18 protein-coding genes are annotated in these 24,859 nt (G+C 65.3%); 7 read left to right on the top strand and 11 right to left on the bottom strand.

The features are described from left to right. Positions 1-86: 86 nt before the first annotated feature. The 8 genes from KUF59_RS41625 to KUF59_RS41590 all read right to left on the bottom strand — a co-directional run bounded on the left by KUF59_RS41625 (position 87) and on the right by KUF59_RS41590 (position 12,728). Positions 87-1,505 carry an AMP-binding protein gene (locus KUF59_RS41625; protein ID WP_212457841.1) on the bottom strand — a complete coding sequence of 473 codons (1,419 nt, stop codon included), beginning with the start codon at positions 1,503-1,505 and terminating at the stop codon, positions 87-89. A gap of 52 nt (positions 1,506-1,557) precedes the next feature. Next, a complete protein-coding gene (locus KUF59_RS41620; RefSeq protein WP_212457840.1) occupies positions 1,558-2,394 on the bottom strand; it encodes an outer membrane protein in 837 nt (278 codons plus the stop codon). Positions 2,395-2,586: 192 nt separating this feature from the next. Beyond that, positions 2,587-6,096 carry a PAS domain-containing hybrid sensor histidine kinase/response regulator gene (locus KUF59_RS41615; protein ID WP_212457839.1) on the bottom strand — a complete coding sequence of 1,170 codons (3,510 nt, stop codon included), beginning with the start codon at positions 6,094-6,096 and terminating at the stop codon, positions 2,587-2,589. Positions 6,097-6,418: 322 nt separating this feature from the next. Continuing rightward, positions 6,419-7,648 (bottom strand): 5-aminolevulinate synthase, encoded by a 1,230-nt coding sequence (gene hemA / locus KUF59_RS41610; RefSeq protein WP_212457838.1) that lies wholly within the window; start codon positions 7,646-7,648, stop codon positions 6,419-6,421. A 244-nt stretch (positions 7,649-7,892) separates the two neighbouring features. Further along, a complete protein-coding gene (locus KUF59_RS41605; RefSeq protein ID WP_212457837.1) occupies positions 7,893-8,954 on the bottom strand; it encodes an MBL fold metallo-hydrolase in 1,062 nt (353 codons plus the stop codon). Positions 8,955-9,144: 190 nt separating this feature from the next. Next, the gene (locus KUF59_RS41600; RefSeq protein ID WP_212457836.1) at positions 9,145-11,289 is read right to left on the bottom strand and encodes a methyl-accepting chemotaxis protein; all 2,145 of its coding nucleotides are present in this window, start codon (positions 11,287-11,289) and stop codon (positions 9,145-9,147) included. A gap of 163 nt (positions 11,290-11,452) precedes the next feature. After that, entirely contained in the window at positions 11,453-12,184 is a 732-nt protein-coding gene (locus KUF59_RS41595) for an outer membrane protein (protein ID WP_212457835.1), read from the bottom strand. A gap of 223 nt (positions 12,185-12,407) precedes the next feature. Then, a complete protein-coding gene (locus KUF59_RS41590) occupies positions 12,408-12,728 on the bottom strand; it encodes a hypothetical protein (RefSeq protein WP_212457834.1) in 321 nt (106 codons plus the stop codon). Positions 12,729-12,902: 174 nt separating this feature from the next. Between KUF59_RS41590 and KUF59_RS41585 the strand changes: the two genes are divergently transcribed. The 4 genes from KUF59_RS41585 (at position 12,903) to KUF59_RS41570 (ending at position 16,761) form a co-directional block, all read left to right on the top strand. Next, positions 12,903-13,193, top strand: coding sequence for a hypothetical protein (locus KUF59_RS41585; protein ID WP_249140260.1), 291 nt, complete (start codon positions 12,903-12,905; stop codon positions 13,191-13,193). Between the two features lie 233 nt (positions 13,194-13,426). Continuing rightward, positions 13,427-13,915, top strand: coding sequence for a Fur family transcriptional regulator Irr (gene irr / locus KUF59_RS41580; protein ID WP_212457833.1), 489 nt, complete (start codon positions 13,427-13,429; stop codon positions 13,913-13,915). A gap of 154 nt (positions 13,916-14,069) precedes the next feature. After that, the gene (locus tag KUF59_RS41575) at positions 14,070-14,531 is read left to right on the top strand and encodes a (2Fe-2S)-binding protein (protein WP_212457832.1); all 462 of its coding nucleotides are present in this window, start codon (positions 14,070-14,072) and stop codon (positions 14,529-14,531) included. A 1-nt stretch (position 14,532) separates the two neighbouring features. After that, positions 14,533-16,761, top strand: a complete 2,229-nt coding sequence (locus KUF59_RS41570; RefSeq protein WP_212457831.1) for a xanthine dehydrogenase family protein molybdopterin-binding subunit — start codon at positions 14,533-14,535, stop codon at positions 16,759-16,761. 15 nt (positions 16,762-16,776) lie between these two features. Here the strand turns inward: KUF59_RS41570 and KUF59_RS41565 are convergent, their stop codons facing one another. Continuing rightward, positions 16,777-19,098, bottom strand: coding sequence for a molybdopterin-dependent oxidoreductase (locus KUF59_RS41565; RefSeq protein ID WP_212457830.1), 2,322 nt, complete (start codon positions 19,096-19,098; stop codon positions 16,777-16,779). 166 nt (positions 19,099-19,264) lie between these two features. On the opposite strand from KUF59_RS41565, the gene KUF59_RS41560 reads away from it, so the two are divergent. Continuing rightward, positions 19,265-20,104, top strand: coding sequence for an alpha/beta fold hydrolase (locus KUF59_RS41560; RefSeq protein WP_212457829.1), 840 nt, complete (start codon positions 19,265-19,267; stop codon positions 20,102-20,104). 29 nt (positions 20,105-20,133) lie between these two features. Here KUF59_RS41560 and KUF59_RS41555 read toward each other — a convergent pair whose 3' ends face one another. Next, on the bottom strand, positions 20,134-21,678 hold the full coding sequence (locus tag KUF59_RS41555) for a winged helix-turn-helix domain-containing protein (protein ID WP_212457828.1): 1,545 nt from the start codon (positions 21,676-21,678) through the stop codon (positions 20,134-20,136). A gap of 134 nt (positions 21,679-21,812) precedes the next feature. Here KUF59_RS41555 and mddA point away from each other — a divergent pair, with 134 nt between their 5' ends. Together mddA and KUF59_RS41545 are read left to right on the top strand one after the other, a co-directional pair. Continuing rightward, positions 21,813-22,589, top strand: a complete 777-nt coding sequence (gene mddA, locus KUF59_RS41550) for a methanethiol S-methyltransferase (RefSeq protein ID WP_212457827.1) — start codon at positions 21,813-21,815, stop codon at positions 22,587-22,589. A gap of 26 nt (positions 22,590-22,615) precedes the next feature. Then, positions 22,616-23,038: a GFA family protein gene (locus KUF59_RS41545; protein ID WP_212457826.1), complete on the top strand. Its 423-nt coding sequence runs from the start codon at positions 22,616-22,618 to the stop codon at positions 23,036-23,038. A 201-nt stretch (positions 23,039-23,239) separates the two neighbouring features. Here KUF59_RS41545 and KUF59_RS41540 read toward each other — a convergent pair whose 3' ends face one another. Continuing rightward, positions 23,240-24,805, bottom strand: coding sequence for a winged helix-turn-helix domain-containing protein (locus KUF59_RS41540; RefSeq protein WP_212457825.1), 1,566 nt, complete (start codon positions 24,803-24,805; stop codon positions 23,240-23,242). Between the last annotated feature and the right edge of the window lie 54 nt (positions 24,806-24,859).

Here is a 24,859-nt window from a genome sequence, read left to right as displayed (position 1 = left end):
GCCCCTTGTTCGAGCACGATCTTTTCGGAATATCGCGACACACCCTTCCGGATCGCGTTCTACTGTGCATGGGGTTGTTTCGACGCTTACGTTCCGGAGGCCCGCATCAACGCCTGCAATTGCGCGCGCTGGATCTTGCCGGCGGCGCCGCGCGGGATCGCAGCGACCGGAAACAGGCGAACCGTGCCACCGATGCCCCGACGACGAAGGATGTGCTGGAGCGCTTCCGCATCGGCATCCTTGCAATCGACCGTCGCGATCCAGATTTCCGGGGCAGTGGCGGATTCGACCAGGAGCGCGGCGGCGTCAGCAGCGTCCCACTCCAGCCGTACCAGATGCTCGATCTCGTAGACCGGCGAGATCGCGCGCGTAGCTGACGAGGCAAAGTCGGCGGGCTTGATGTCGGAGGTTCGGCCGATGACGAAGACTTCGCCCTCGGCCGTGACCCAGCCGACGTCGCCATGATCGGTCCAGAGGTCGTCGCGGCGGTCCGGAGACGGCTTGACGCGCGCCTTGACGATCCCCATCTCGCCGGGCGCGCAAGCGTGTCCGTCCTCCCCAAAGGCGGCCATCTCGAATCCGGGCAGCACGAGACCGATCAGGCCGGGATTGTCGAGCACCTTGCTGGCGGGGGCCTCCGCCAGCACGCCAAGCTCCGACGTGCCGTAGCGGCACATGATGGTCTTGCAGAGATGGACGGCGGCGCCTTCCAGCAGCGCGCGCGTCGGGATGCCGCCGGCCACGACAGTCGTGCGCAGGCTTTTGAGATGGGCGCCGGTCTTCCTGGCCACGCGCACCAGCGCGACGAGCTGCTCGGTTGCCGCGTAGAGCATGTCGATGCCGAACAGCTCGATCATGCGGATCGCCTGGTAGGGCGAGGACGCAAAGCAGAGCGTCTTGCGGCTTGCGAGCACGCCGCAGGCGATCCTGAAGCCGAACACCGAGCTCAGGCCCGGCATGCACAGGACGAGGCCGCAGTTGGAGAAGCCGACCGTCGAGCAGATCGAGCGGCCGAGCGCACCGACCGAGTGATCGAGGATCTTTGGGGCAGCGGTCGAGCCCGAGGTGAGGCTGTGGCGGCAAATCCGCGCCTCGCCTGCGAACGGAGCCGGCAGCGGATGACGGGTCGAGGTCGCCTCTAGCGCGAACCACTCTTCGGTGACCTCGATGAACACGGCACCGAATCCAAGAACCGCACGTGCCGCGTTATCACCGAGAATGGCCGCATAACGCAGGCCAGTATCCCTATGCGAGACTTCGATCGAGACGGCGCAGATGCCGACGCGAAACAGCGCGAGGCTCACTGCCATGTGACGGATCGGATTCTCGATGCAGACGGCGACCAGCGCGTCCGGCGCAAGATTTAGCCCCGCGATGCGCTCCGCGCAGGAGGCGATGGCGTCGCCGAGCATCCCATAGGTGATGACGCGGTCCTCCATCAGCATGGCGGAGGCTTCCGGCTGCGCGCGGGTGGCGTAGAGGATGTGGTCGAACCAGTCGTGCATCGCGTCAGCGTCCGATTGTATCAGGCGTCTTGATAGCCTGATTATCAGGCGCCTAGAATTTGCGATTGACGCCGAGGCGCGCGATGTTGGCGGTGAGGTCGGTCCGGGTACTCAGGGCCTGGCTGTAGCCGAAGCCGCCGAGGTCCGCGATGCGGCCGCTGGCGGTGATGCTGCCGAAGTTGAGATAGAGCCACTCCGCTTTCACGGACCAGTTGTTGGCTAGGGCATATTCGGCGCCAACGCCGACCGTATAGCCGACCTTGATGGCAGATCCGTTCCAGCTCCCGGCGGCGCCGGAAAACGGTAGGAAGAAGGTGTTGGTGTCGATGTAGGTGGTGGTGGTGTCGACCCGCGTCACGGCCAAACCGCCGGTGCCGTAGACCAAAAGGTTCGGCACGACGGTCACGCCGAGCCGGCCTCGGAAGGTAAAGAGCCAGTCCGTGCTGGCCGAATTGGTGACCGTGAACGGGGTGCCTTTCCAGCTTTGGTCCAGAACGCCGCTGACTTGCCGGGACCCTTGCAGCCGGAACACGCCGAGGTCGCCCTCCAGACCGGCCACGACGTTCGAGACTTGCCAGTTGTAACCGGCCTGCCATCCGCCCGTGAAGCCGCTGGCGTTGAACGAGCCGGTGCCGGCTGCAGCGACGAGATCCCCGTCGCCGGGGAAGCCAGTGTTGCAGAGGTAGGAGAACGTGCCGGGCGGGGTGAAGCCGGGGACGTTGCAGTCGACGGTTGTGCTGTTGCCGAACCGGCCCCAGGCGCCGCCGGCGTTCAGGCCTACGTAAAAACCGGTCCAGGTGTAGGGCACGGGGGCAGGAGGGGCAGCCAGCGCGGGGCTCGCGAGGACGACCGGAAGAACGGCCGCGCTGCCCAACCAATGCATCTTCATTCCAGTTTTTCCCCGACAGCCCGAACGGGCGCCCCAGCGCGAAGCACGTTATGCACACAATAATACATTGGGTTCCATCTCGATAGTTCCCCGTTTCGGGGCGATGCCACTCAGCCTCTGATTGCCGGGATCGTGTGACCATTGTGCCGCACTGCTGTGAACTGGAGTTCACATCAACGGCTCTGCCTTGGCCTATTCCGCCGCCACCATCTGCTGGGTACGCCATTGCCCGAGCAGGGCGCGCAGCGAAGCCGGCTTTAACGGCTTGTTAAGGACTGCGATCTTCTCCTCCCGCGCTGCCACCTGGACGGCCGGGCTGCGGTCGGCGGTGATCAGGATCGCCGGGATCGTGTCGCCGAACTTGCGGCGGATGTCGCGGATGGCCGCGATGCCGTTGCCGCGGTCGAGATGGTAGTCGACCAGCAGGCCGGTGACGGGGCGCCCGGCGGCCTCGATGGCCGATATCGCGGATTCGGGGTCGGCGACCGCGATCACCTCGGCGTCCCAGGCCTTCAGCAGCGTGCGCATGCCGTCGAGGATGGCCGCGTCGTTCTCGATGCAGACGATCAGCGCGCCCGCGATCGGCGTGCGCGCCAGCGGCGTCGCACTCGTCACCGCCGCGGTATGGGTGACGGCGGCCGCGGTCGGGACGGTGACCGAAAATACCGAGCCGCCGCTTGCATTGGCGTCGATGGCGATGCCGTGGTTGAGCACGCGCGCCAGCCGTTCGACGATCGAGAGCCCGAGCCCGAGGCCGCGCGCGATCCGCGCGCCCTGCTCGAGGCGGTGAAATTCCTTGAAGATCTCGGCGCGCTTCACCACGGGAATGCCGACGCCGGTGTCGTAGACGCAGATCTTCAGCGACTCGCCGCGGCGGCGGCAGCCGACCAGCACGCGTCCGCGCGGCGTGTATTTGATCGCGTTCGAGATCAGGTTCTGCAACAGCCGCCGCAGCAGCAGGCGGTCAGAGCGCACCGCCAGCGAGCACGGCATGAAGCTCAGCCGCAAGCCCTTGGCGCGCGCGATCGGCGCGAATTCGATCTCCAGCGAGCGCATGAGGTCGCCGACCTTGAAGCTGGTGGTCGACGTCGTCATCGCGCCGGCGTCGAGCCGCGAAATGTCCAGGAGCGCGCCGAGGATCTCCTCGATCGCCTGCAGGGATTCGTCGATGTTCTCGACCAGCCGCGTCTCCTCGCCGCCGCCCTGGCGCTCGACGAGGCTCGTGACGTAGAGCCGCGCGGCGTTCAGCGGCTGGAGGATGTCGTGGCTCGCGGCAGCGAGGAAGCGCGTCTTGGAGATGTTGGCATCTTCAGCGGTGCTCTTGGCGTGCGCCAGCTCCGAGTTCAGGCGGGTCAATTCCTCGGTGCGGTCGCGCACGCGCTTTTCCAGCGTTGCGTTGGCGCGCTCCAGCGCTTCGGCAGCTTCGAACGACGGCGTGACGTCGGTGAAGGTGATGACGAAACCGCCGCCCCGCATGCGGTTGGTCAGCACTTCGATCACCATGTGCCGGTCGGGCAGGCGTTCGAGATAGGGCTCGCTCTCGGTCGTGTAGGCGGCGAGCCGCCGCTCCACGGCCGCATCGTGCTCGGCCGCGTCAGTCGGGCCGTGGATGTCCATGATCTCCAGGATCTCACGCAGCGGCGTGCCGAACTGCACGAGATGCATGGGCACGCCGAGGATGTCGCCGAACTGCCGGTTCGAGCAGATGAGCTGAAGATCGTCGTCGAATACGGCGATGCCCTGGCGCACGTGGTTGAGCGCGGTTTGCAGCATCTCGCGGTTGAAATGGAGCGCCGCATGGGAATCGTCGAGCAGTTTTAGCGCGGCCCTCGCAGACACCGTCCGCTTGCGCAGCAAGAGCGACATCACGAGCCGCGATGAGGCCGCGCCGATCGACGAGGCGATCAGGTGCTCGGCGTGCTGCAGCAGCTCGAAATCCGCGGGCGCCGTGGATTCGAGCCGTGCATTGCGGCGCGCCGCAAAAGCTTCGAACGAATGGCGCGCGCGGTCGGGGCCGAGATATTGCGCCACCGTGCTCTGGATGTCGTGCACCGTGACGGTGGTGCGCCAGCGGCGGAACGAGGGCGTGCTCGGCGCCAGCGTGTTGGGCACGAACAAATCGGCCTGCACCAGCTCGATCGAGGTCGGCGCGCGCGCCAGCGACAGCACGACATAGGTAAGGATGTTGAGCGACAGCGACCAGGCGACGCCATGCAGCAGCGGCGGCAGATCGGCGCCGAACAGCGCCTGCGGCCGCAATGCCTCGATGCCGAACGGCCCGTGTTGGAGCAGGAGGATGCCGGCCGTCGAACCATCGAGGAAGCTCGGCAGGAACAGCGTGTACAGCCACACCGCGAAGCCGACCAGCATGCCGCCGATGGCGCCGCGCGCGGTCGCGCGCCGCCACAGCAGTCCGCCGAAGAACGACGGCGCAAGCTGGGCGATCGCGGCAAAGGACAACAGGCCGATGGCCGCGAGCTGGGTGTTGCCGAGCGCGCGATAGTAGAAATAGGCCATCACCATGATGGCGAAGATCGCAAACCGCCGCGATCGCAGCAGGAAGTCGCCAAAGTCCTTGCCGCCGGCCCGTCCCTCGGGCCGGCGTTGCAGCACCAGGGGCACCACGAGGTCGTTGGAGACCATGATCGACAGCGCGACGCACTCTACGATCACCATCGCGGTCGCGGCCGACAGGCCGCCGACGAAGATCGCGACGCTGAACAGCTCGTTGCCGGCCTCCATCGGCAACGCCAGCACGTACATGTCGGGATCGACGGCCCCGAACGGGAAGGTCACGAGGCCGGCGAGGGCGATCGGAATCACGAACAGGTTGATGGCGACGAGATAGAGCGGGAACAGCCAGCGGGCACGGCCGACCTCGGCGTCCGACGAGTTCTCCACCACACTGACATGGAACTGCCGCGGCAGCAGCATGATCGCGCAGAACGACAGCAGCGTCATGGTGAGGAAGTTGCCGATCGAAGGCGAATAGTTGATCGCGCGCACGGCTTCCGGCGTCTTCATGGCGCGCTCGATCAGCTCGTGAGGCGAGAACATCCAGAAGGTGACGAAGGCGCCGGCGGCGAGAAAGGCGACGAGCTTGACGATGGATTCGGTCGCAACTGCGAGCATCAGGCCGTGCTGATGCTCGGTAGCGTCGGAATGTCTGGTGCCGAACAGCACGGCGAAGGCCGCCATCGTCAACGTCACCATCAGCGCCATGTCACCGAGGATCGGGATGTGCGAGAAGGCCTGATCCTCGCTCAGGATCGTTTCGAGCGAGGAGGCGACGGCTTTGAGCTGGAGCGCGATATAGGGCACCGAGCCGATGATCGCGATCATCGCCACGGTCGCCGCCACCGCCTGGCTCTTGCCGTAGCGCGCGCCGATGAAGTCGGCGATCGAGGTGATGTTCTGCGCCTTTGCGAGCTGGATGACCCGGCGCAGCACGCCGATGCCGAGCCCGATCATCAGGACCGGCCCGACATAGATCGCGAGGAAGTCGGTCGCGGTACGGGTGGCGAAGCCGACCGAGCCGAAGAAGGTCCAGGACGTGCAGTAGATCGCGAGCGACAGCGGGTAGATCAGGCCGGAGGCGCGGCCGGGCCTGGCCGGCGAGCGGCGGTCGCCGTGGCTCGCCACCAGGAACAGGAAGCCGATATAGCCAAAGGCGGCTACGATCACGCCCCAGTCATGGAGCATTGCGGCGGGCTCTCCTCAGGGAGCGCGTGGTCCGCGCCCGTCTCATTTTCCGCAGCAAATCTAGCGCGTTGGCGCGCGCCAAGCGACAGCCATTTTCCGCGCAAGTTGAGGAACTGGCATTGTCGTTAAGCAAGCTGCGAACTTACCCTCCCCTGGAGGGGGAGGGTCGCTGCGCATGCAGCGAAGCGGAATGCGTAGCGGGGTGGGGTGACAGTCTCTCCGCGTCGAATACTGTCCGAGTTGAGAGATCACCCCACCCCGGCTCATATTTCGCTGCGCTCAATCTGAACCGACCCTCCCCCTCCAGGGGAGGGTAAGAGACCTACTCCGCCGCTAGCGACTTCTGCTTGAGCGGCAGGCCGAGGCGGTCCCAGACCTGGAGCAGGGCTTCGGCGAGCTGATCGATCAGGCCGTCGTCGTGATAGGGCGAGGGCGTGATGCGCAGCCGCTCGGTGCCCTTGGCAACCGTCGGGTAGTTGATCGGCTGGATGTAGATGCCGTGCTCTTCGAGCAAGAGGTCGGAGGCCTGCTTGCACTTCTCGGGATCGCCGACGAACAGCGGTACGATGTGGGTGTCGTTCGACATCACCGGGAGGCCGGCGGCATTGAGGATCGCCTTGACGCGGGCGGCGCGGTCCTGGTGGCGCTCGCGCTCCCAGCTCGAAGCCTTCAGGTGCTTGATTGCGGCGGTTGCGGCCGAGCAGATCGCCGGCGGCAGCGCTGTCGTGAAGATGAAGCCCGGCGCGTAGGAGCGCACTGCGTCGATGAGCTGGCCGTTGCCGGCGATATAGCCGCCGAGGCAACCGAACGCCTTTGCCAGCGTGCCTTCGAGGACGTCGATGCGGTGCATGACGCCGTCACGCTCGGCGATGCCGCCGCCGCGCGGACCGTACATGCCGACCGCGTGGACTTCGTCGACATAGGTCATCGCACCGTATTTGTCGGCGAGGTCGCAGATTTTTGCGAGCGGCGCGACGTCGCCGTCCATGGAATAGAGGCTCTCGCAGGCGATCAGTTTGGGACGGTTGGGACCGGCGGCCTTCAGCTGCGCTTCGAGATCGGCGAGATCGTTGTGGCGGAATACGACGCGCTCGGCGCCCGACTGCCGGATGCCCTCGATCATCGAATTGTGGTTCAGCTCGTCCGACAGGATCAGGCAGTTCGGAATCAGTTTTGCGATGGTCGCAATGCCGGTCTGGTTCGAGACGTAGCCCGAGGTGAACAGCAGCGCGGCTTCCTTGCCGTGGAGGTCGGCGAGCTCGGCCTCGAGCTGCACCAGCGGATGATGGGTGCCGGCGATGTTGCGCGTGCCGCCTGCGCCGGTGCCGACGCGGGTCGCGGTCTCGACCATGGCGCCGACCACCTTCGGGTGCTGACCCATGCCCAGATAGTCGTTGGAGCACCAGATCACGACGTCGCGCTTGCCCTTCGGCGAGTGCCAGATCGCATGCGGGAACCGGCCGGCCGTGCGCTCCAGGTCGGCGAACACGCGATAGCGGCGCTCGGCATGGAGACGATCGAGAGCGGTATCGAAAAACTGGTTGTAATTCATCGGTGTACCCAGTGCGGAACCTGACCGGCGTGGCGGATCATTCTTAGAGCTTTTCCAGCTCTAATGTCTATGCGCTATCCCATATTTGGGCGTGCGCTGCATTTGGGCAAAATGCCCTATCCGGGTGTGGCGCAGATTGATCCCGATCAACCTTTTGAGGCGGGCCCAAAGGTTGGCTCCCTCGCCCCGCTCCTGTCCGCCGAAGCCTTGGCGAAGGCGGATGCGGGCGAGGCGAAGTCGGCCTTCACGTCGTCCTGAACTGCAGCACGCCGTCCTTGGTCGCAGCCGTCAGCCGTCCCTCGACCAGCATGTAATTGACATGGGCGACCAGCTCGCCGGCGGCAAAGCCCATCTGGTGCTCGTCCAGCACGTGCTTGTGGAATACGACCGGCACCAGATCCTTCGAGGTCTGCGGCACCTCGCGGCAGGCCTCGGCAATCAGCCGGCAGCGGTCCTCGTGGTGATCGGCGAGCTGCTTGATGCGGGTCTTCAAGCCGTAGAACGGCACGCCATGGCCGGGCAGCACCAGCACGTCATAGGGCAGCGTCGTGGTCAGGCTCGCGAGCGAGGCCAGATATTCGCCGAGCGAGTTCTGCTCGGGCTCGACCGCCCAGACGCTGACGTTCGGCGAGATCTTGCTCAGCACCTGGTCGGCGGACAGGAACAGCTTGTCGTCGGCGCAATACAGCATCACCTGGTCGAGCGCATGCCCGCCGCCGGTGATCACCTTGAAGCGGCGCGGGCCGATCACGACGTCGTCGCCATGCGAGATGCGGTGATAGGACGGCGGCAGCACCGACACGCGCTTCAGATAATCCTGGCCGCGGCCGAGCAGCTTTTCGGTGAGCGACTCGTCCATGCCGTGACGGCGGAAGAACAGCCGCTGCGCGTTGCGGCGCTCTTCGGTGCCGCGGTTCTGGTGATAGACCGATTGCAGATACTCGACCTGCGACATCTGCAGCGGGCAGTTGAACCGCTCGACGACCCAGCCGGCGAGGCCGACATGATCGGGGTGGGAATGCGTCACGATCAGGCGCGAGATATGGACGCCCTTCAGCGGCCCGTCGAACAGCTTTGTCCAGGCCTCGATCGTCTCCTCATTGCCGAAGCCGGAGTCGATCATCGCATAGCCGTCGCCGTCGGCGAGCAGGTAGATGTTCACGTGGTTGAGGCGGAACGGCAGCTTGAGCCGCACCCACAGCACGCCGGGCCGTACCTCGACGACCTCTTCGGGGTCGGGGTGCTGTTCCCAGGGATAACGCAGCGCCTCGGCCGAGGACTGCACGGTGTCGGTTTTCGAATTCATCTTCTATCGGTACCCGCAGAGGGGACGGGACGCCAGCCGAAAAACGGGCCGTACGATCCCCCGCATAGCCGTCATTCCGCGGCGCGCGATAAGCGCGAACCTCAGATGCGCAGTTGCGATCGGGGAATCCCGAGATTGTTGGGCGGGATTCCGGGTTCGGTGCTGGCGCACCGCCCCGGAATGACGGTGGTCAGGCCGCCCGGATGTTGTTGAGGAACGCGTCGATCTCCGAGCGCAGCACGTCGGCCTCGCGGCGGAGCGCGTCGGAGGCGGTCAGCACTTCGGTGGCCGCAGCGCCCGCTTCCGCTGACGCGGTGGAGACGCCGACGATGTTGCTGGAGACCTCGCTGGTGCCGCCAGCGGCATGCTGGATGTTGCGGGCGATCTCGCGGGTGGCCGCGCCCTGCTGCTCGACCGCAGCCGCAATCGCCGTCGTCACGTTGTTGATCTCGCCGATGGTCTGGCCGATGCCACGGATGGCGCCGACCGCCGAGGTCGTGACCTGCTGCATGCTGGCGATCTGGGTGCGGATCTCTTCCGTCGCCTTGGCGGTCTGGCTCGCGAGGCTCTTCACCTCGGAGGCGACCACCGCGAAGCCGCGGCCGGCTTCGCCGGCGCGCGCCGCTTCGATGGTGGCGTTGAGCGCGAGCAGATTGGTCTGCGAGGCGATGGTCTGGATGAGATCGACTACGACGCTGATGCGGCTCGCACTGTCGGCAAGACCCTGCACGGTGGCGTCCGTCGCACCGGCCTCATTGACCGCCTTCTTGGCGATCTCGGCCGAGGTGACGACCTGACGGCTGATCTCGGCGATCGAGGACGACAATTGCTCGGTACCGGCCGACACGGTCTGCACGTTGACCGAGGTCTCCTCGGCGGCCGAGGCAACCGCGTTCACCAGCGCGTTGGACTGGTCGGCGGTCGTGGACATGCTCTGCGCGGTCGACTGCATCGAGTTGGCCGATTGCGACAGGCTGTCGAGCGCGCCGCGCACCGTGCCTTCGAACGAGGAGATCTGGGCTTCCATGCGCGAGGCGCGTTCGGCCTTGGCGACGCGGTCCTTGTCCTGCTCGCCCGACAGCGCGCGCGCCTCGATCATGCTCTCGCGGAATACTTGCAGCGTATCCGCCATCGCGCCGATCTCGTCATGCTGCTTGGAGCGGAAGATCTCGGTGTCGAGATCGCCGGCGGACAGCACCTGCATCGAGCGCTGCAGGCCGCTGATGCGGCGCAGGATGTTGCGTCCGACATAGAGCCAGACGAACAGCACCGAGCCGACCAGCGTCAACGCGCCGAGGCCCACCATCACGGTGGTGGCGAGCGAAATCTCCTGCCGCGCCTCGAAGGTCGAGGCATTGGTTTCCTTCTGCACGCCGTCGACGAGCTGCTGCACGCTGATACCGAGGCCGACATTGAGCTTGCGCGCCTCGTCCAGAATGGTCTGGCCGTAGTCGATCGCGTCGAGCTCCTTTTCGCGCAGGCTGAACACGCCGGTCTTGCCGGTGCCGAGCGCGAGTAGCTTGTCGGCTGAATCGCGCAGCATCTTCATGCCCTGCGTTTCGGGCAGCAGGTCGAGGTTGGAGCGCAGGCGACCCTGCGCGGTCTTGAAGCCCTTCTGGATGTCGTCGAGCTTGTCGGTGGTGTTCGCAGACAGCGCCGCGCTCATCTCGGCGGCCGCGAGGTTGCCGCTGGCGACGACATTGCCGAGCTGGCCGACGGTCTGCGCCGCGTCGCTGGCGTCGCTGCTGGAGACATCGGCCGACGCGAGAATGGCGTTGACCTGGGTCTGTGCGTTCAGCATCGCGGGGCTGGCGGCGCCGACGAAATCGTTCTGCGCCTTGCGCAGCGCATCGTATTGCTTGTCGTGCAGGGCCGCGATCTCCAGCCGCTCGCGCGCGGCCTTGGCGAGGCTCTGTGCCGCCTCGTTGATCGCCTTCATGGTCTCGCTGAGGCCGGAGACGACGGTCTTGTCGGCGCCGAGCTCGATGATCTCGCCGAGCTTCTGCTGGGTCTGCTGCTGCAATTCCTGGAGCTTCTTGGTGCGCTCGTTCAGCGCTTCCTCGGTGGGGGCTGCGAGCAGGGCCGGGCCCTGCGCGGCGAGGCTTGCACTCAGCGCCGACAATTGCAGGCTCGCGGCGAGCCGCGGAATGTCGCGTCCGCTCAGATCGACCATGCGGCCGCCGAGATTTTGCAGCACGAGGCTGGCGCCGGCCGAGATCACGAGCCCCATGGCGGCGATGACCGCGAAAGCCGCGAACAGGCTGCCTCTGACGCCCCACTTCGGCAGCGAGATGCGAGGAAGCCTGAATTTGCCTATGCTCAAGCGGATAGCCATCTGAATTTCCCCCAACGCCCTACTTTTGATTGCGGGCGGCAGTATCGGGGCAGCCAGTTAAAAAATCGCAAGTGGTGCAATCGCTTGCGCTTTCCATACGGCGAAAAAAGAAGGGCCGGCAAAGCTGCCGGCCCTTCGTCGCGCGATGGATCGTGGTTAGCGCTCAATAACGGGCGACGACCGGGCCGCCCCAGTTGAAGCGGTAGTTGACGCCCGCCTTCACGGTGTGGTCGTCGGTGGTGAAGCTGCCGGCCGGCACCATGGCGAGCGGCGCGATGAAGTTGGCCTTGCCGAAATTGTAGTACTGGTACTCCGCCTTGGCCGACCAGTTCGGGGCGAACATGTATTCGATGCCGGCGCCAACAGTGTAGCCGTCGCGGTGGTTGCCGTTGATGGCGAAGGGCACGCCGACGCCGCCGAGCGTCACATTCTCGTTGTTGTCCGAATAGGCGTAGCCGCCCTTCACATAGAGCAGGCCGGGACCCCAGGTGTAGCCGACGCGGCCGGTGATCGAGCCGAGGCCGCGCTGGTTGTTGGTGTAGACGTAGCCGCCGGGGAACACCGCGCCGACGCTGCCGGAGAGCCAGGAATACTGGCCTTCGACGCCGACCACCCAGTTCGGGTTGAACTGCCAGTCGGCGCCGACCTGCAAGCCACCGAGGAAACGGCCATTGCCGTTGTTGCCGGTGGTCAGGCCGCTGAAATTGCTGTCGCTCGAGAAGGCGCCGCCGAGATGCGCACCGAGATAGAAGCCGGTCCAGTTGTAGAGCGGCGCGGCATAAGCGGGCGCAGGCTGCTGCTTGTAATAGGAACGGTTGCCGAGGTCGGCACCGAGGGCGGGGGCGGCCGCGCTCAAGGCGAGCAGCGCAACGGTCGCGAACAGAATCTTCTTCATCGTCTTTACTCCAACACTCAAAACCCGGCAGGCGCGCCACTGGCGCCGTCGTTGGTTACGCAGATAGCGGGCTTTCGACTAAAATGCTGTCACTCGCGTGGCACAATGAATGGCGACCTAACTTATTGGCCGGTAAATGATTTTTGTGCCTAACAGCGGGTAAAGAAAGGCTGAAGGAAGGGTTAAAAATCGCAGGTGCTGGCCGCTGGCGTGCAAGCCCCCGTTAACCAAGTCGTCGTCGCACTTCCTCGCGCATCTGCTCGCGAAACTCGGCGCGGCGTGCGGGCCGGTCCTTCTCGTGGACGGTATGACGGTCGAACACGTTGAAACTGTCCATGATCGGATAGCGCTCGCTCGCCATCGCGAGCACGCGGAGCACCTTGGTCGCCGCTGCGGTCGTGCCCTTCACCTCCCAGCGCCGGATCGTGTCCGCGCCGCCGGTGGCCGGCAATCCGCACAGCTTCGCCATGTCGGCGGCCGTCAGCTTCTTGCCGATCGCGTCGGAGAGGTCGGCGCGCAGTTGCTTCAGTTCAGGTCCGGTCATGTCGCCTCAATGCGCGAAGTCGATGAGGTGAATGACTAGCGCTGATTCGGGGCCATCCGAAGACAGCGCCGCGGCCCGCGCGAGCGCGGCACATTTGCGCATGTCGGGCGTTATAAAGCCGTTCGATCAATGCATGGCCAGTGCAATGGAGCCGCGTCAGCGAAAGGATCAGTCATGACAAGCACAAGACTCGCCATTGCTGCATTTGTCGCCCTCGGGCTGGCGGTAGCGCCCTTCGCAGCTGAAGCGAAGAAGTACAGGTCCAGCCGGCATTACAGCACGAGCGTGCCGTCCCCGACCATCGGGAGCGCCGGAGTGTCGGCGGCGCAGCCCAGGACTTACGGGAGTTCCGGACAGACGGTCGGGACGGTCACAGCGCCCTCGGTCGGAACATACAATTGGCCGTCGGTCGGCGTGACCAACGCGGTTCCGACCTGGAGCAACACCAATCCTCCGGCCAGATAGACGGCGCTATTCTTGTATACGCTGCGGCGGACCGCGTTATGCCGCCGGCGCGCGCACTTTTTGTCCGGGCACTGCAGAGATCCAGCTCGGGCGCGTAGCTGTGTTCAGGCGCGGCGGCGACGCCGCCAAATTTGATCCGGATCAAAGCGAAAGCGCCGTTTTTGCGATCCGATGGCAACAGGGGCAATCGAAGGCGCGTGCTCCGGTACGATCAAACCGAGAGACGGCCCTCGATGGATATCCTGTCCACCACGACCTTCATCGATGACGTCGGCGAGGTCGCGCCCGAGCCCAGCGAGCCGCTGCGCGTCGAAGATGCCGCAGCTCATTGCGAACGCCTGCTGCGCGACGCCGGCCTGCGGCCGACCCGCCAGCGCCTGGCGCTGGGGCAGCTCCTGTTCCTGAACCGCCATCGTCACGTGTCGGCGGAGACGTTGTTCGAGGAAGCGGCCGCGGCGAACATGCGGCTGTCGCTCGCAACCGTCTACAACACGCTCAACCAGTTCACCGAGGCCGGCCTGTTGCGCCGGATTTCTGCCGACGGCTCAAAGTCGTTCTTCGATACCGACACCAGCGTTCATCCCCATTTCTATCTCGAAGGCGAGGACGTGCTGGTCGACATCTCGCAGGATCTGATCTTCAGGCAGATGCCTCAGGCGCTGCCGGGCCACGAGATCTCCAGGCTCGACGTCATCGTGCACATCCGGCGGAAGAAGCCGTAGCCTGACGGCCTGACGTCGGGGCGAGTTCCGCCGCGCCATGCCTGGCCGCGGTCGACAATCCGTGATCCCGATCGCCCCCCTTGTGCCGCGATGGCCCTTCAATTCGCATTCCGACTTCAGCTAACATCGTGGGCGTCGCACAGGGAGTGAAGACATGCCCCGATACCGGCTACGTATCAACGAAGGCGTGCTGTCCGTGGAGTCCGATGCCGACAAGCCGCTGCTCTATGTGCTGCGCGGCCTCGGCCTGACGGCGACCAAGTTCGGCTGCGGTCTCGGCCAATGCGGCGCGTGCACGGTTCTGGCCGACGGCACGGCCGTGCAGTCCTGCCAGATGACGGTCGCCGATGCGCAAGACAAGTCCATCACGACGCTCGAGGGACTGGGAACCGCTGCAAAACCGCATCCGCTTCAGGCGGCCTTCATCGCGCACCAGGTGCCGCAATGTGGCTATTGCACCAGCGGGATGATCATGAGTGCGGCTGCCCTGCTGGAGAAAAACCGGAAACCAAGTGAAAGCGAGATACGCTCGGCGCTGGAGCTCAATCTCTGCCGCTGCGGCTCGCATACCAGGGTCGTGAGCGCGGTCATGGCGGCGTCGGGACAGCGAGGCTGAGATGAGTGCATCATTGGATCGGGTTCAACTTTCCCGCCGTGCGATCCTCAAGGGCGGCGCGCTGACCGTCGGATTTGCACTGACGTTGACACCAAGTGCAGCCTTCGCGCAGGCTGCTGGCAGCTTGTCGCGCCGCACCGACGCCACGCAGGTCGACGCCTATCTCGCCGTGAACGCAGACGGCACCGTGACGCTGTATTGCGGCAAGGTCGATCTCGGTCAGGGACTTCGCATCGCCATCCCCCAGATCGCGGCCGAGGAGCTCGGCATCGGCGTCGACAGGATCAAATATATCGAGGGCGACACGGCGCTGACGCCAAACCAGGGGCGGACGGCGGGCTCGAGCGGCATCCAGCGCGGCGGCATGCAGATCCGGCAAGCCGCAGCGACCGCGCGCAAGGCGCTGGTCGACCTCGCCGCGCAACGCCTGAACCTGAAGCCGGACGAACTGATCGCCGCAGACGGCGAGGTTCGGCCGAGGGCTGGCGGCGCAGGGATTGGTTTTGCGGCTCTGCTCGAGGGGCGCAAGTTCGATCTCAAGCTCGACCCCAACGCCCCGCTCAAGGATTTCAGGAGTTACACGATCGTCGGCAAGCCGCTGCCGCGCCCCGACGTCGCCGCCAAATGCCTGGGAACGGCGACCTACGTTCATGACCTCACCCTGCCGGAGATGCTGCATGCGCGCGTGATCCGGCCACCCGCAATCGGCGCCACGCTTGTCTCAGTCGACGAGGACTCGATCAAGGATCTCGCCGGGGTGAAGGTGGTCAGGATCAAGGATTTTCTGGCCGTTGTGGCCGATGACGAGTGGACCTCGGTCCGCGCCGCGCGCAGCTTGCGCGCGCAATGGAGCGAGGCGTCGAGCTTGCCGGACCAGAACCGGCTCACGCAATCGCTGCGCGAAGCTCCGGGCGCCACGGCGGAGACCCTCGTCGCCAAGGGCGCGCCAGCATCGGCGCAGTCGCCGGACACGAAGACGCTGGCCGCCAGCTATTTCTGGCCGATGCAGAGCCACGCCTCGCTCGGGCCCTCCTGCGCGGTCGCCGACGTACACGCTGATGAGGCGACGATCTGGACGGCATCGCAGGGCATGCACGACAACCGTGTCACGTATGCCCGCTTCCTCGGCCTGCCGCTGGACAAGGTGCGGCTGATCTATCTGGAAGGCTCCGGCTGCTACGGCATGAACGGCCACGAGGACGCGGCCGCCGATGCTGCGATCCTGTCGCGGGCGGTGGGGCGGCCCGTGCGCGTGCAATGGTCGCGCGCCGATGAGCTCGGCTGGGACCCCAAGGGGCCGCCGCAATTGCTCGATCTCGCGGGTAGCGTGGACACCGAAGGCCGGATCCTGGACTGGCGCACCGAAATGTGGATTCCGCAGACCACCAAGGGCCTGCTCAATATCCCGCTTTTGGGACCGCAGGCGGCCGGGCTCGACAATGTCGTCGGCCTCAACACCGGGTTGATCTCGCAGAACGGCGACCCGCCCTATGAGGCCGGCCAGATGCAGGTCGTCGTGCATTGGCTGAAGGAGACGCCGCTTCGGCCTGCGCCGCTGCGCTCGCCCGGCAAGCCTGCCAATTGTTTTGCCGTCGAGAGTTTTATGGACGAGCTGGCCGCCGCGGCCCGGCTCGATCCGATCGCGTTTCGTCTGCGCGGTCTGAAGAACCCGCGCGGCGTCGAGCTGATCAAGCGGCTGGCAGCGATGATGAAATGGGAGACCCGGCCGTCGCCGGGCGCGGACACCGCCGCGGCGATCACCCGCGGCCGTGGCGTGTCCTATATCCACTACAAGCATAGCGAGACGCTGGTTGCGATGGGCATGGAAGTCGCGGTCGAGCAGGCGAGCGGCAAAATCCAGGTCGAGCGTGTGTTCTGCGTCCATGATTGCGGACAGGTCATCAATCCCGATGGCGTGCGCTCCCAGGTCGAGGGCAGCATCCTGCAAACCATCAGCCGCGTGCTGATGGAGGAGGTGAAGTTCGACCGCGCGCGCGTGACGAGCGTCGACTGGGCCGGTTATCCGATTCTGAGATTCTCGGATGTCCCCCAGATCGAGATTCAACTGGTCGATCGTCCGAGCGAACCGCCGCTCGGTGCGGGCGAAGCTGCCTGCGCGGCGGTCGGCGCCGCGCTCGCCAACGCCGTCTTTGATGCAACCGGCCTGCGGCTGCGGACCGTTCCGTTCACGCCGGAGCGGGTGAAGGCGGCCCAGAGCGGCAAGGCTTGATCGCCTGCCGCGGGGTTAGCCTGACGCGGCGTGAATCCGCCGCGACTGCTCCTCGTAGGTCGCCGCTTCCGATGCTGCCAGCAGTTCGAGCTGCACCGCGACGTGCTTGTGATAAGGCGTGCCGGCGATCGGATCGCGGTTGCCGCTTTCGGTGAGCGCGTTGATGCGCGGTCCGTTGTTCAGGCGCTCGCCATTGGCAGTCGGGTAGGTCTGGCCATAGCCGTGGGGAAGCGCGAGCTGGCCGTCGCGCATGGAATCGTCCCGCTTGGCGCGGGCGACGATGCGGCCGACAGGCGAGCGGACCGCGATCCAGTCGCCGTCGCTGGCGCCGAGCGTTGCGAGGTCGTTCGCGTTGATGAGAAGCGCGCCGTCCGGATCGTCGCGCCGCCAGGCCGGATCGCGAAAGATCTGGTTGGCGTTGAACATGCGGCGCTGACCGGCCGCGAGCACGAAGGGATAGTCGTGCCCGGGGCGCGCGCTTGCCGGATCGAGCTTTTCAAGCCATTCCAGCATCGGCGCGATCGCGAGCCGTACCTTGCGGTCGGGATGGGCGAGCAGCGTCCACACCTCGTTATAGTCATGCTCGGTGATCACAGTGCCGTGGCGCGCGCCGACGATGGCATCGAACAGCGCGTCGCCAAGTGCCACGTCCGGCACCTCCGGCCCAACTTTCAGCGCGCGCCGCACCGCCTGCGGCGAGCGCTTTGCGCAGGCGAGCGACGCCATCCACAGCGGGGCTGCCGCTGCCGTGCCATCGGGCAGTGTCGCGCCCAGCGTATGATAGAGCACGAGCGCGCCGAGGCTCGCGAGCTGCGGGTTGGCGCCCATGAAGGCGCGGAATTCGCCGGCAAAGGCGGCCCGGGAGTCGAACGCGGCCTCGCGCAATGGCGCCAGCGCATTGTCGCCGGGCAACAGGCCGAGCGCGCGCGCCAGCCGCGTGTAGATCTCGGGTTCGGGCAGGGTGCCTTCGAGCGGCGCCACCACGCCGGCCCGGACGTGGAAGACATTCGCCGGGAATTCGAAATTGAACAGCGTGAACTCGGTCTTCTCATATTGTGAGGAGGCCGGCAGCACGTAATGCGCAAGCTGCGCGGTCTCGGTCATGGCGACGTCGACCACGACCACGAGATCGAGCGCGCGCAGCGCAAGCTCGACCGCGGCCGTGTTGGCAGCCGTATTCGCCGGATTGGATGAATCGATCCATGCCGCGCGCAGGCGATCGGGATGGTCGGCCAGCACGGCGTCGCAGAACAGATTTGGCGGCAGCAAGCCTCCGATCACTTCGGTGTCCGTGGCGGCAAAGCGTTGGTTCGGCGAATTGCCCCAGAGAGGTTGCAGCCAGCTATGGAGCTGGTTGGTGCCCTTCCGGCCAAAGCTGCCGGTCAGCATGATCAAAAGCTTTTCCAGGTAGGAGTTGAGCGTCGAATGCACGCCCTGCTGGATGCCGAGCTCGACCCGCACGGTCATGGCTTTGGCCGCGACGATCATGTGCGCGCAGCGCTCGATCTGGTCGAGCGGAACGTCCGCGGCATCGGCCCATTGCGCGACGGGAATCTTCAGCAGCGCGTCGCGTACCTCGTCATAGCCGACGGTATGGGCTGCGATGAAGTCGTGGTCGATCGCCTCGCGTCGGACCAGCGTCGCCAAAATCGCGCCGAGCAGAAAGGCGTCGGCGCCGGGCCGCACAGCGAGATGCAGATCGGCCATCTCGGCCGTCTCCGAACGGCGCGGATCGATCACGATCATCTTGCGCGCCGGATCCTTCCGGATCTGGTTGAGGTGATCGCGCGCGTTGGGAAAACCGTGCGCGACCCAGGGATTGGCACCGATCACGAACAGGAGGTCGCAGTGATGGACGTCCTCGGCGGTGTGGCAGGTCTGGCTGCCGAACATGTGGCCATTGACCCAGAAGTCGCCGGTCTTCTCCTGCGCCAGCGCATTGAAGACGTGGCGCGAGCCGAGCGCGCGCAGCAGCGCGTTGGCGTAGGCGCCGCCGGCATGGTTGCCCTGGCCGCCGCCGCCATAGAGCGCGATACTCTTGCCGCCGTGGCGCTCGACCAGGTCGCGCAGCCTGGCGGCGATCTCCGTAATCGCGGTGTCCCAGTCGATCTCGTCAAAACCGCCGTCGGCGCGACGGCGCAGCGGCGCGGTCAGCCGGTCACGGTGATGGGCGTAGAACGGGATGCGCGAGGCCTTGTTGCAGAGATAACCCTGCGATCTCGGATGCTCGCGGTCGCCGCGCACCTTTGTGATGCGGCCGTCGTCGACCCGGACCTCGATGCCGCAATTGATGTAGCAGAGATTGCAGGCGGTCTTGCGCCATTCGGAATTTTGCATCGGCATCTCTCCCGGGATCGTCTTGGCTGGCGCCACGTTATATGATGACCGTAATATCTACAAGCGGCCCGTAACGGGACACGCAACGGTGATGGCGCTGCGTCGTCCGGCGTGCCAGACTGGTTCCGATCGCCAAAAACAGTTTTGAAATCAGATCGGTGGAATCATGACTGAACAGCCTTTTCCCGGCCCCGCCTTGCGCCCGGTGCGCCTCGAACTCGGCGCGCAGACGATTGCAGGTTTCGAAAGCCCGGGCGCCGGCCGTTCAATCCTGCTGATCCACGGCAATTCGTCGTCCTCGCACATCTGGCAGAAGCAGTTGCAGGGCCCGCTCGGCAACAAATATCGGGTGATCGCGATCGATCTCCCCGGCCATGGTGCCTCGTCGCCGCCGCCCAATCCGGAGCAGGACTATTCCGGCCGCGGCTATGCGGCGCTCATCGCGAACGTCGCCCGCGAGCTCGGCCTGAAGGATGCGATTGTCGTCGGCTGGAGCCTTGGCGGCCACGCGGTGTTGAATGCGGCTGCGTCACTGCCCGGGGCCGCCGGCCTGATGATCTTTGGCACGCCGCCGATCGGCGCCGGGCCGGAAGGCTTTGCCGGCTTCAAGGGCCTGTCGGCAACCGTCTTCACGCCGCAGCCGAGCGAGGAGCAGATCAGGGAATGGGTGCTGTCGGCCTTCGCGCCCGGCTATGCGCCGATTCCGCCTTTTGTCGAGGCGGACTTTCGCCGGACCGATGGCAATGCGCGCGGCTACCTCGGGGCGAATGCGCAGGCAGGCCGCCTGGCCAACGAGGTCGAGATCGTGCGCAACCTGAAAATTCCGCTCGCGATCGTGCAGGGCGCCGAGGAGCAGATCGTCGACCTCGGCTATCTCCAGCGCCTTCCGGCCCCGACGCTGTGGCGCGGCGCGGTGCAAGTGATCGACGGCGCCGGCCACGCCGCGCAATGGGAGAAGGCGGAGGCCTTCAGCATGCTGCTCGACGAGTTCGCGGGAAGTGTTTGAGCTTACCGTCCAGGGGAGGGTAAGAAAAATTACCCAAGCCCCGCGCGCCGAAATCCTTCCAGATAGTGCTCGCGGTCGGCATCTCTGTTCCACGGTAGTTGGGTCGCGATCCAGGCGAGCGAGATGTTGGGCTGGGTGCGGCGCAGTTCGGAAAGCGCCGTCTCGGCAAGTGGCCTGTTGCCGCTCATCCCGGCCGACACCGCCAGCACGCGATAGGCGCCAGTGAGATCGCCGCGGTGACGGATGGCCTCGCGCGCGAGCGCGATGGCCTCGACATAGTTGCGCTCGGTGAAGCGGGCATAGCCGGCAATGCCGTAGTAGATCGCAAGCGAGGGATCACGCGGGCTGAGCCGGATCGCCCGCTGCGCCGCCTCGTAGGACTCGCCACTTCGGCCGGCATAGGACAGCGCCAGCGCGTAGTAACCTTGCGCCAGCGAAAAGTTCGGATTGAGCGCGAGCGCCTGCTCGAACTCGGACAACGCGTCGTCCAGTCGCCGGGTCGAGAAATAGACGCTGCCGAGCGCGGTGTGCGCCCAAGGGTCTTCGTGGTCGCTTCTGACCGCCGCGAGCGCCGCGCGTTCCGCGATCGGCACCGCCGTGGCGCGCTCCGACCAGCCGAGATGCACGCCAAACATGTGGCTCGCCGCCATCAGCGATAGCGCCTGGCCGTAATTGGGATCGATCGCGATCGCCCGTTCGAGCAGCACCTGCGCCACCTGATGATCCTGCCGTGTGATGCGCCAGTAATGCGATAGCGCGCGCATCAACAGGTCCCACGCATCCAGGCTCGCCGGTTGCTTGCGCCGGGCGCGAAAGTTTTCCGCCGCGTAGATCTGCGGTTCGATTGCCGCGACGATGGCGTTGGTGATCTCGTCCTGGACCGCGAAGACGTCGCCGAGCTCGCGGTCGTAATGTTCGGCCCAGATGTGGCTGCCGGTGGCGGCGTCGTTGAGCTGAGCCGTGATGCGGACGCGGTCGCCGGCCTTGCGCACGCTGCCTTCGACGACGTAGCCGACGCCGAGCTCGTCGGCGATCTGCCTTATATGGATGGCGCGTCCCTTGTAGGTGAAGGACGAGTTGCGCGCGATCACCAGGAACCAGCGCACCTTGGACAGCGCGGTGAGGATGTCCTCGCTGATCCCGTCGCAAAAATATTCCTGCTCGGGATCATCGCTCATGTTCTCGAAAGCGAGCACGGCAATCGCGGGCCGATCCGGCGCCGCGCGTGGTGCGGCCGGTGCAATCTCGGTCGGTGTCGTCGCGGCCTGGCCGACGACTTCGCCGACGAAGCGGAACCCCTTCCGCGGGACGGTCCTGATCAGCCGCTGCGCCTCACCATCGTCCCCGAGCGCCTTCCGCGCTGCATTGATCCGGCTGTTCAGCGCGGAGTCCGAGACGATGCGGTCGGCCCAAACGTGGGCAATCAGGTCATCCTTGCTGACGACCCGCTCGCGCTGCTCGACGAGATAGACCAGGAGATCGAACACCTGCGGCTGCAATGGAACCGCCGCGCCGTCGCAGCTCAACTCGCGAAGGTCGCTGTCGAGCGTATGATTTTCAAAGCGAAATCGCATTTTCCCGTCGTCTCAAGCAAAAATCACTGTCGTCTCAGGCGAAAATCAATCGTCCGCAAAAGCATTGGTACGTCCGATGCGGCAGGGTGCAGCGACCTAACGAGTGCCGATTTCTCGGCGCAACGGAGCTGTCTATGACCCAAGTTCATTCCATCGGCCCCGAAGTTGCGGGCTCCAGAATATTCAAGTTCTTCGCATTTCTGTACGGAATTGCGGCCTATCTCATTTTTCTCGTGACCGTCCTCTACGCCATCGGCTTCGTGATGGGCCTGGTGGTGCCGAAGAGCATCGATACCGGTGCGGATACGTCGGCGGTCGAGGCTGTTGTCATCAATCTGCTCCTCATGGCCCTGTTTGCAGTTCAACACAGCGTGATGGCGCGGCAGCGTTTCAAGGCCTGGTGGACGCAATACGTCCCAAAACCCGTCGAGCGCAGCACCTATGTGCTGTTCGCGAGCCTGTCGCTGCTGCTGTTGTTCTGGCAGTGGCGGCCGATGCCCGCCATCGTGTGGAACGTCGAGGATCCCGATCTCGCCGTGACCGTCGTCACGCTGTCGTTCGCCGGCTGGGTGCTGGCGTTCACCAGCACCTTCATGATCAATCACTTTGAATTGTTCGGCCTGCATCAGGTGACCAATCATCTCATCGACAAGGAGGCCTCGCCACCGCGCTTCCGCACGCCGCTGTTCTACAAATTCGTCCGCCATCCCCTCTATCTCGGCTTCATCATCGCGTTCTGGGCGGCGCCGACCATGACCGTGGGCCATCTGCTGTTCGCAGCCGTGACCACGATCTACATCCTGCTCGGCATTGCCCTGGAGGAGCGGGATCTCATCGACCTCTTCGGCGACGAGTACCGGCAATACAAACAACGCGTCGCGATGCTTATTCCCTGGCGCCGATCGATTTGAAATCAATCCGGATGAAGGAGAAGAAAATGAAACATACCGGCAAATGTTTTTGCGGCGGTGTCGCGATCGAGGTCACGGGATCGCCGGAAGCGATGGGCTATTGCCACTGCAGCTCGTGCCGTTCGTGGTCCGGCGGCCCGGTGAACGCGTTCAGCCTTTGGAAGCCGGAGGCGGTGCGCGTCACCGCCGGCGGCGATCATGTCGAGACGTTTTCGAAGACGCCGCTCAGCCAGCGAAAGTTCTGCCGGAAATGCGGCGGTCATCTCATGACCGTTCATCCGCCGCTCGATCTCATCGACGTCTTCACCGCCACGATTCCGTCGCTCGCCTTCGCGCCCGCCGTTCACGTCAACTATGCGGAGACGGTGTTGCCGATGCGCGACGGCTTGCCAAAGCTGAAAGATTTTCCCGCCGAGTTCGGCGGCAGCGGCGAAATGGTGCCGGAGTAGGTGGCTCTTACCCTCCCCTTGAGGGGGAGGGGCGCTACGCATGAGCGAAGCGAAATGCGTAGCGGGGTGGGGTGACAGTCTCTCCACGCCGAGCACTGCCCGGGTTGAGAGATCACCCCACCCCGCTCGCGCTGCGCGCGATCGACCCTCCCCCTCCAGGGGAGGGTGGCATCGTCAGTGGCGGTGTAAGTCTCTCGCTTCCTACTCCAGCCCCGCGCGCCGCAGTCCATCGAGATAATGCTCCCGATCCGCCGCATGCTTCATTGGCAGCTCGTTGGTGATCCAGGCGAGCGTGACGTTGGGCTGGGCGCGGTGCAATCCTTCGAGTGCTGACGCGGCGAGCGCGCGCTGTCCGGACATACCGGCGGACGCCGTCAGCACGCGGTGGGCGCCGACGAAGTCGCCGCGCTGGCGCAGCGACTCGCGCGCGAGCTGAATAGCCTCGTCATAGTTGCGGCCGATGAACTGGGCATAGGCGGCAATGCCGTAATAGATCGCCGAGAACGGATCGCGCGGGCTAAGCCGCAGCGCACGGCGCGCGGCCGCATCGCCGTCCTGCCAGCGGCCGGAATAGCACAGCGCCACGCCATAGAAGGCCTGCGCCATCGCAAAGTTCGGATTGAGGCGCAGCCCCAACTCGAACTCTGCAATCGCATCGTCGAAGCGGCGCTGGAACAGATGGGTGTAGCCGAGCCCGTGATGGGCCCAGGCATCCTCGCCGTCGGCTTCGACGGCCGCGAGCGCCGCGCGCTCGGCAACGGGCACCGCCGCGCCCATGCCGGCCCAGCCCATATGCGCGCCAAAAATGTGGCTGGTCGCGAGCAGGCCGAGCGCCTTGCCGTAATGCGGATCGATCGCGATCGCCTTCTCCAGCAGCGCTTGCGCTGCAAAGTTGTCCTCGCGGGTGATGCGCCAGAAATGCGACAGCGCGCGCATCACGAGATCCCAGGCATCCAGGCTGCCCGGCGGCTTCTGTTGCGCGCGAAAACTCTCCGCGGCGTAGAGCTGCGGCTCGATCGCCGCGACGATCGCCTCGGTGATCTCGTCCTGCACGGCGAAGACGTCGGCGAGGCTGCGGTCGTAGCGCTCGGCCCAGAGATGGCTGCCGGTGGAGACGTCGTTGAGCTGGGCGGAGATGCGGACCTGGCTGCCGCTCCGCCGCACGCTGCCTTCAAGCACGTAGCGCACGCCGAGCTCGCGTGCGATCTCGCTGAGGTGCGCCGCGCGTCCCTTGTAGATGAAGGACGAGTTGCGCGCGATGACGAAGAACCAGCGCAGCTTCGACAGCGCGGTGATGATGTCCTCGCTGATGCCGTCGGAAAAATAATCCTGCTCGCGGTCCCCGCTCATGTTGGTGAAAGGCAGCACCGCGATCGCCGGCCGGTCCGGCAGCGGCAACGAGACCTGCGCGTCCTTCTCCAGGACAAGCGCGGGTTCCCCGGCCACCGCATGGCCGGGCCGCAGCTCGATGTCGCCGACGAAGCGGAACCCTTTTCGCGCGATGGTGCGGATCAGGGCCTGGTTCGCGCCGCTGTCGCCGACCGCCTTGCGCGCGGCATTGATCCGGCTGGTGAGCGTCGATTCCGAGACCGAGCGCCCGTGCCAGATCTTGTCGATCAGCTCCTCCTTGGTCACCACCCGGTCGCGATTTTTCATCAGGTGGACGACGAGGTCGAACACCTGCGGCTCCACTGAAACAGGAGCGTGGCTCCGGCTCAGCTCGCGCCTGTCGGTGTCAAGTAGATGATCCCCAAACAGAAATTGCACTGGGAACTCTGGCCTCACGAGAAAATCAAGCGAATGAAAAGACAAAATGAAAAT

Origin of the sequence: Bradyrhizobium arachidis, from assembly GCF_024758505.1 — a bacterium.
Classification (GTDB): Bacteria; Pseudomonadota; Alphaproteobacteria; order Rhizobiales; family Xanthobacteraceae; genus Bradyrhizobium; species Bradyrhizobium manausense_C.
This window is presented reverse-complemented; position numbering and strand designations above follow the sequence as displayed.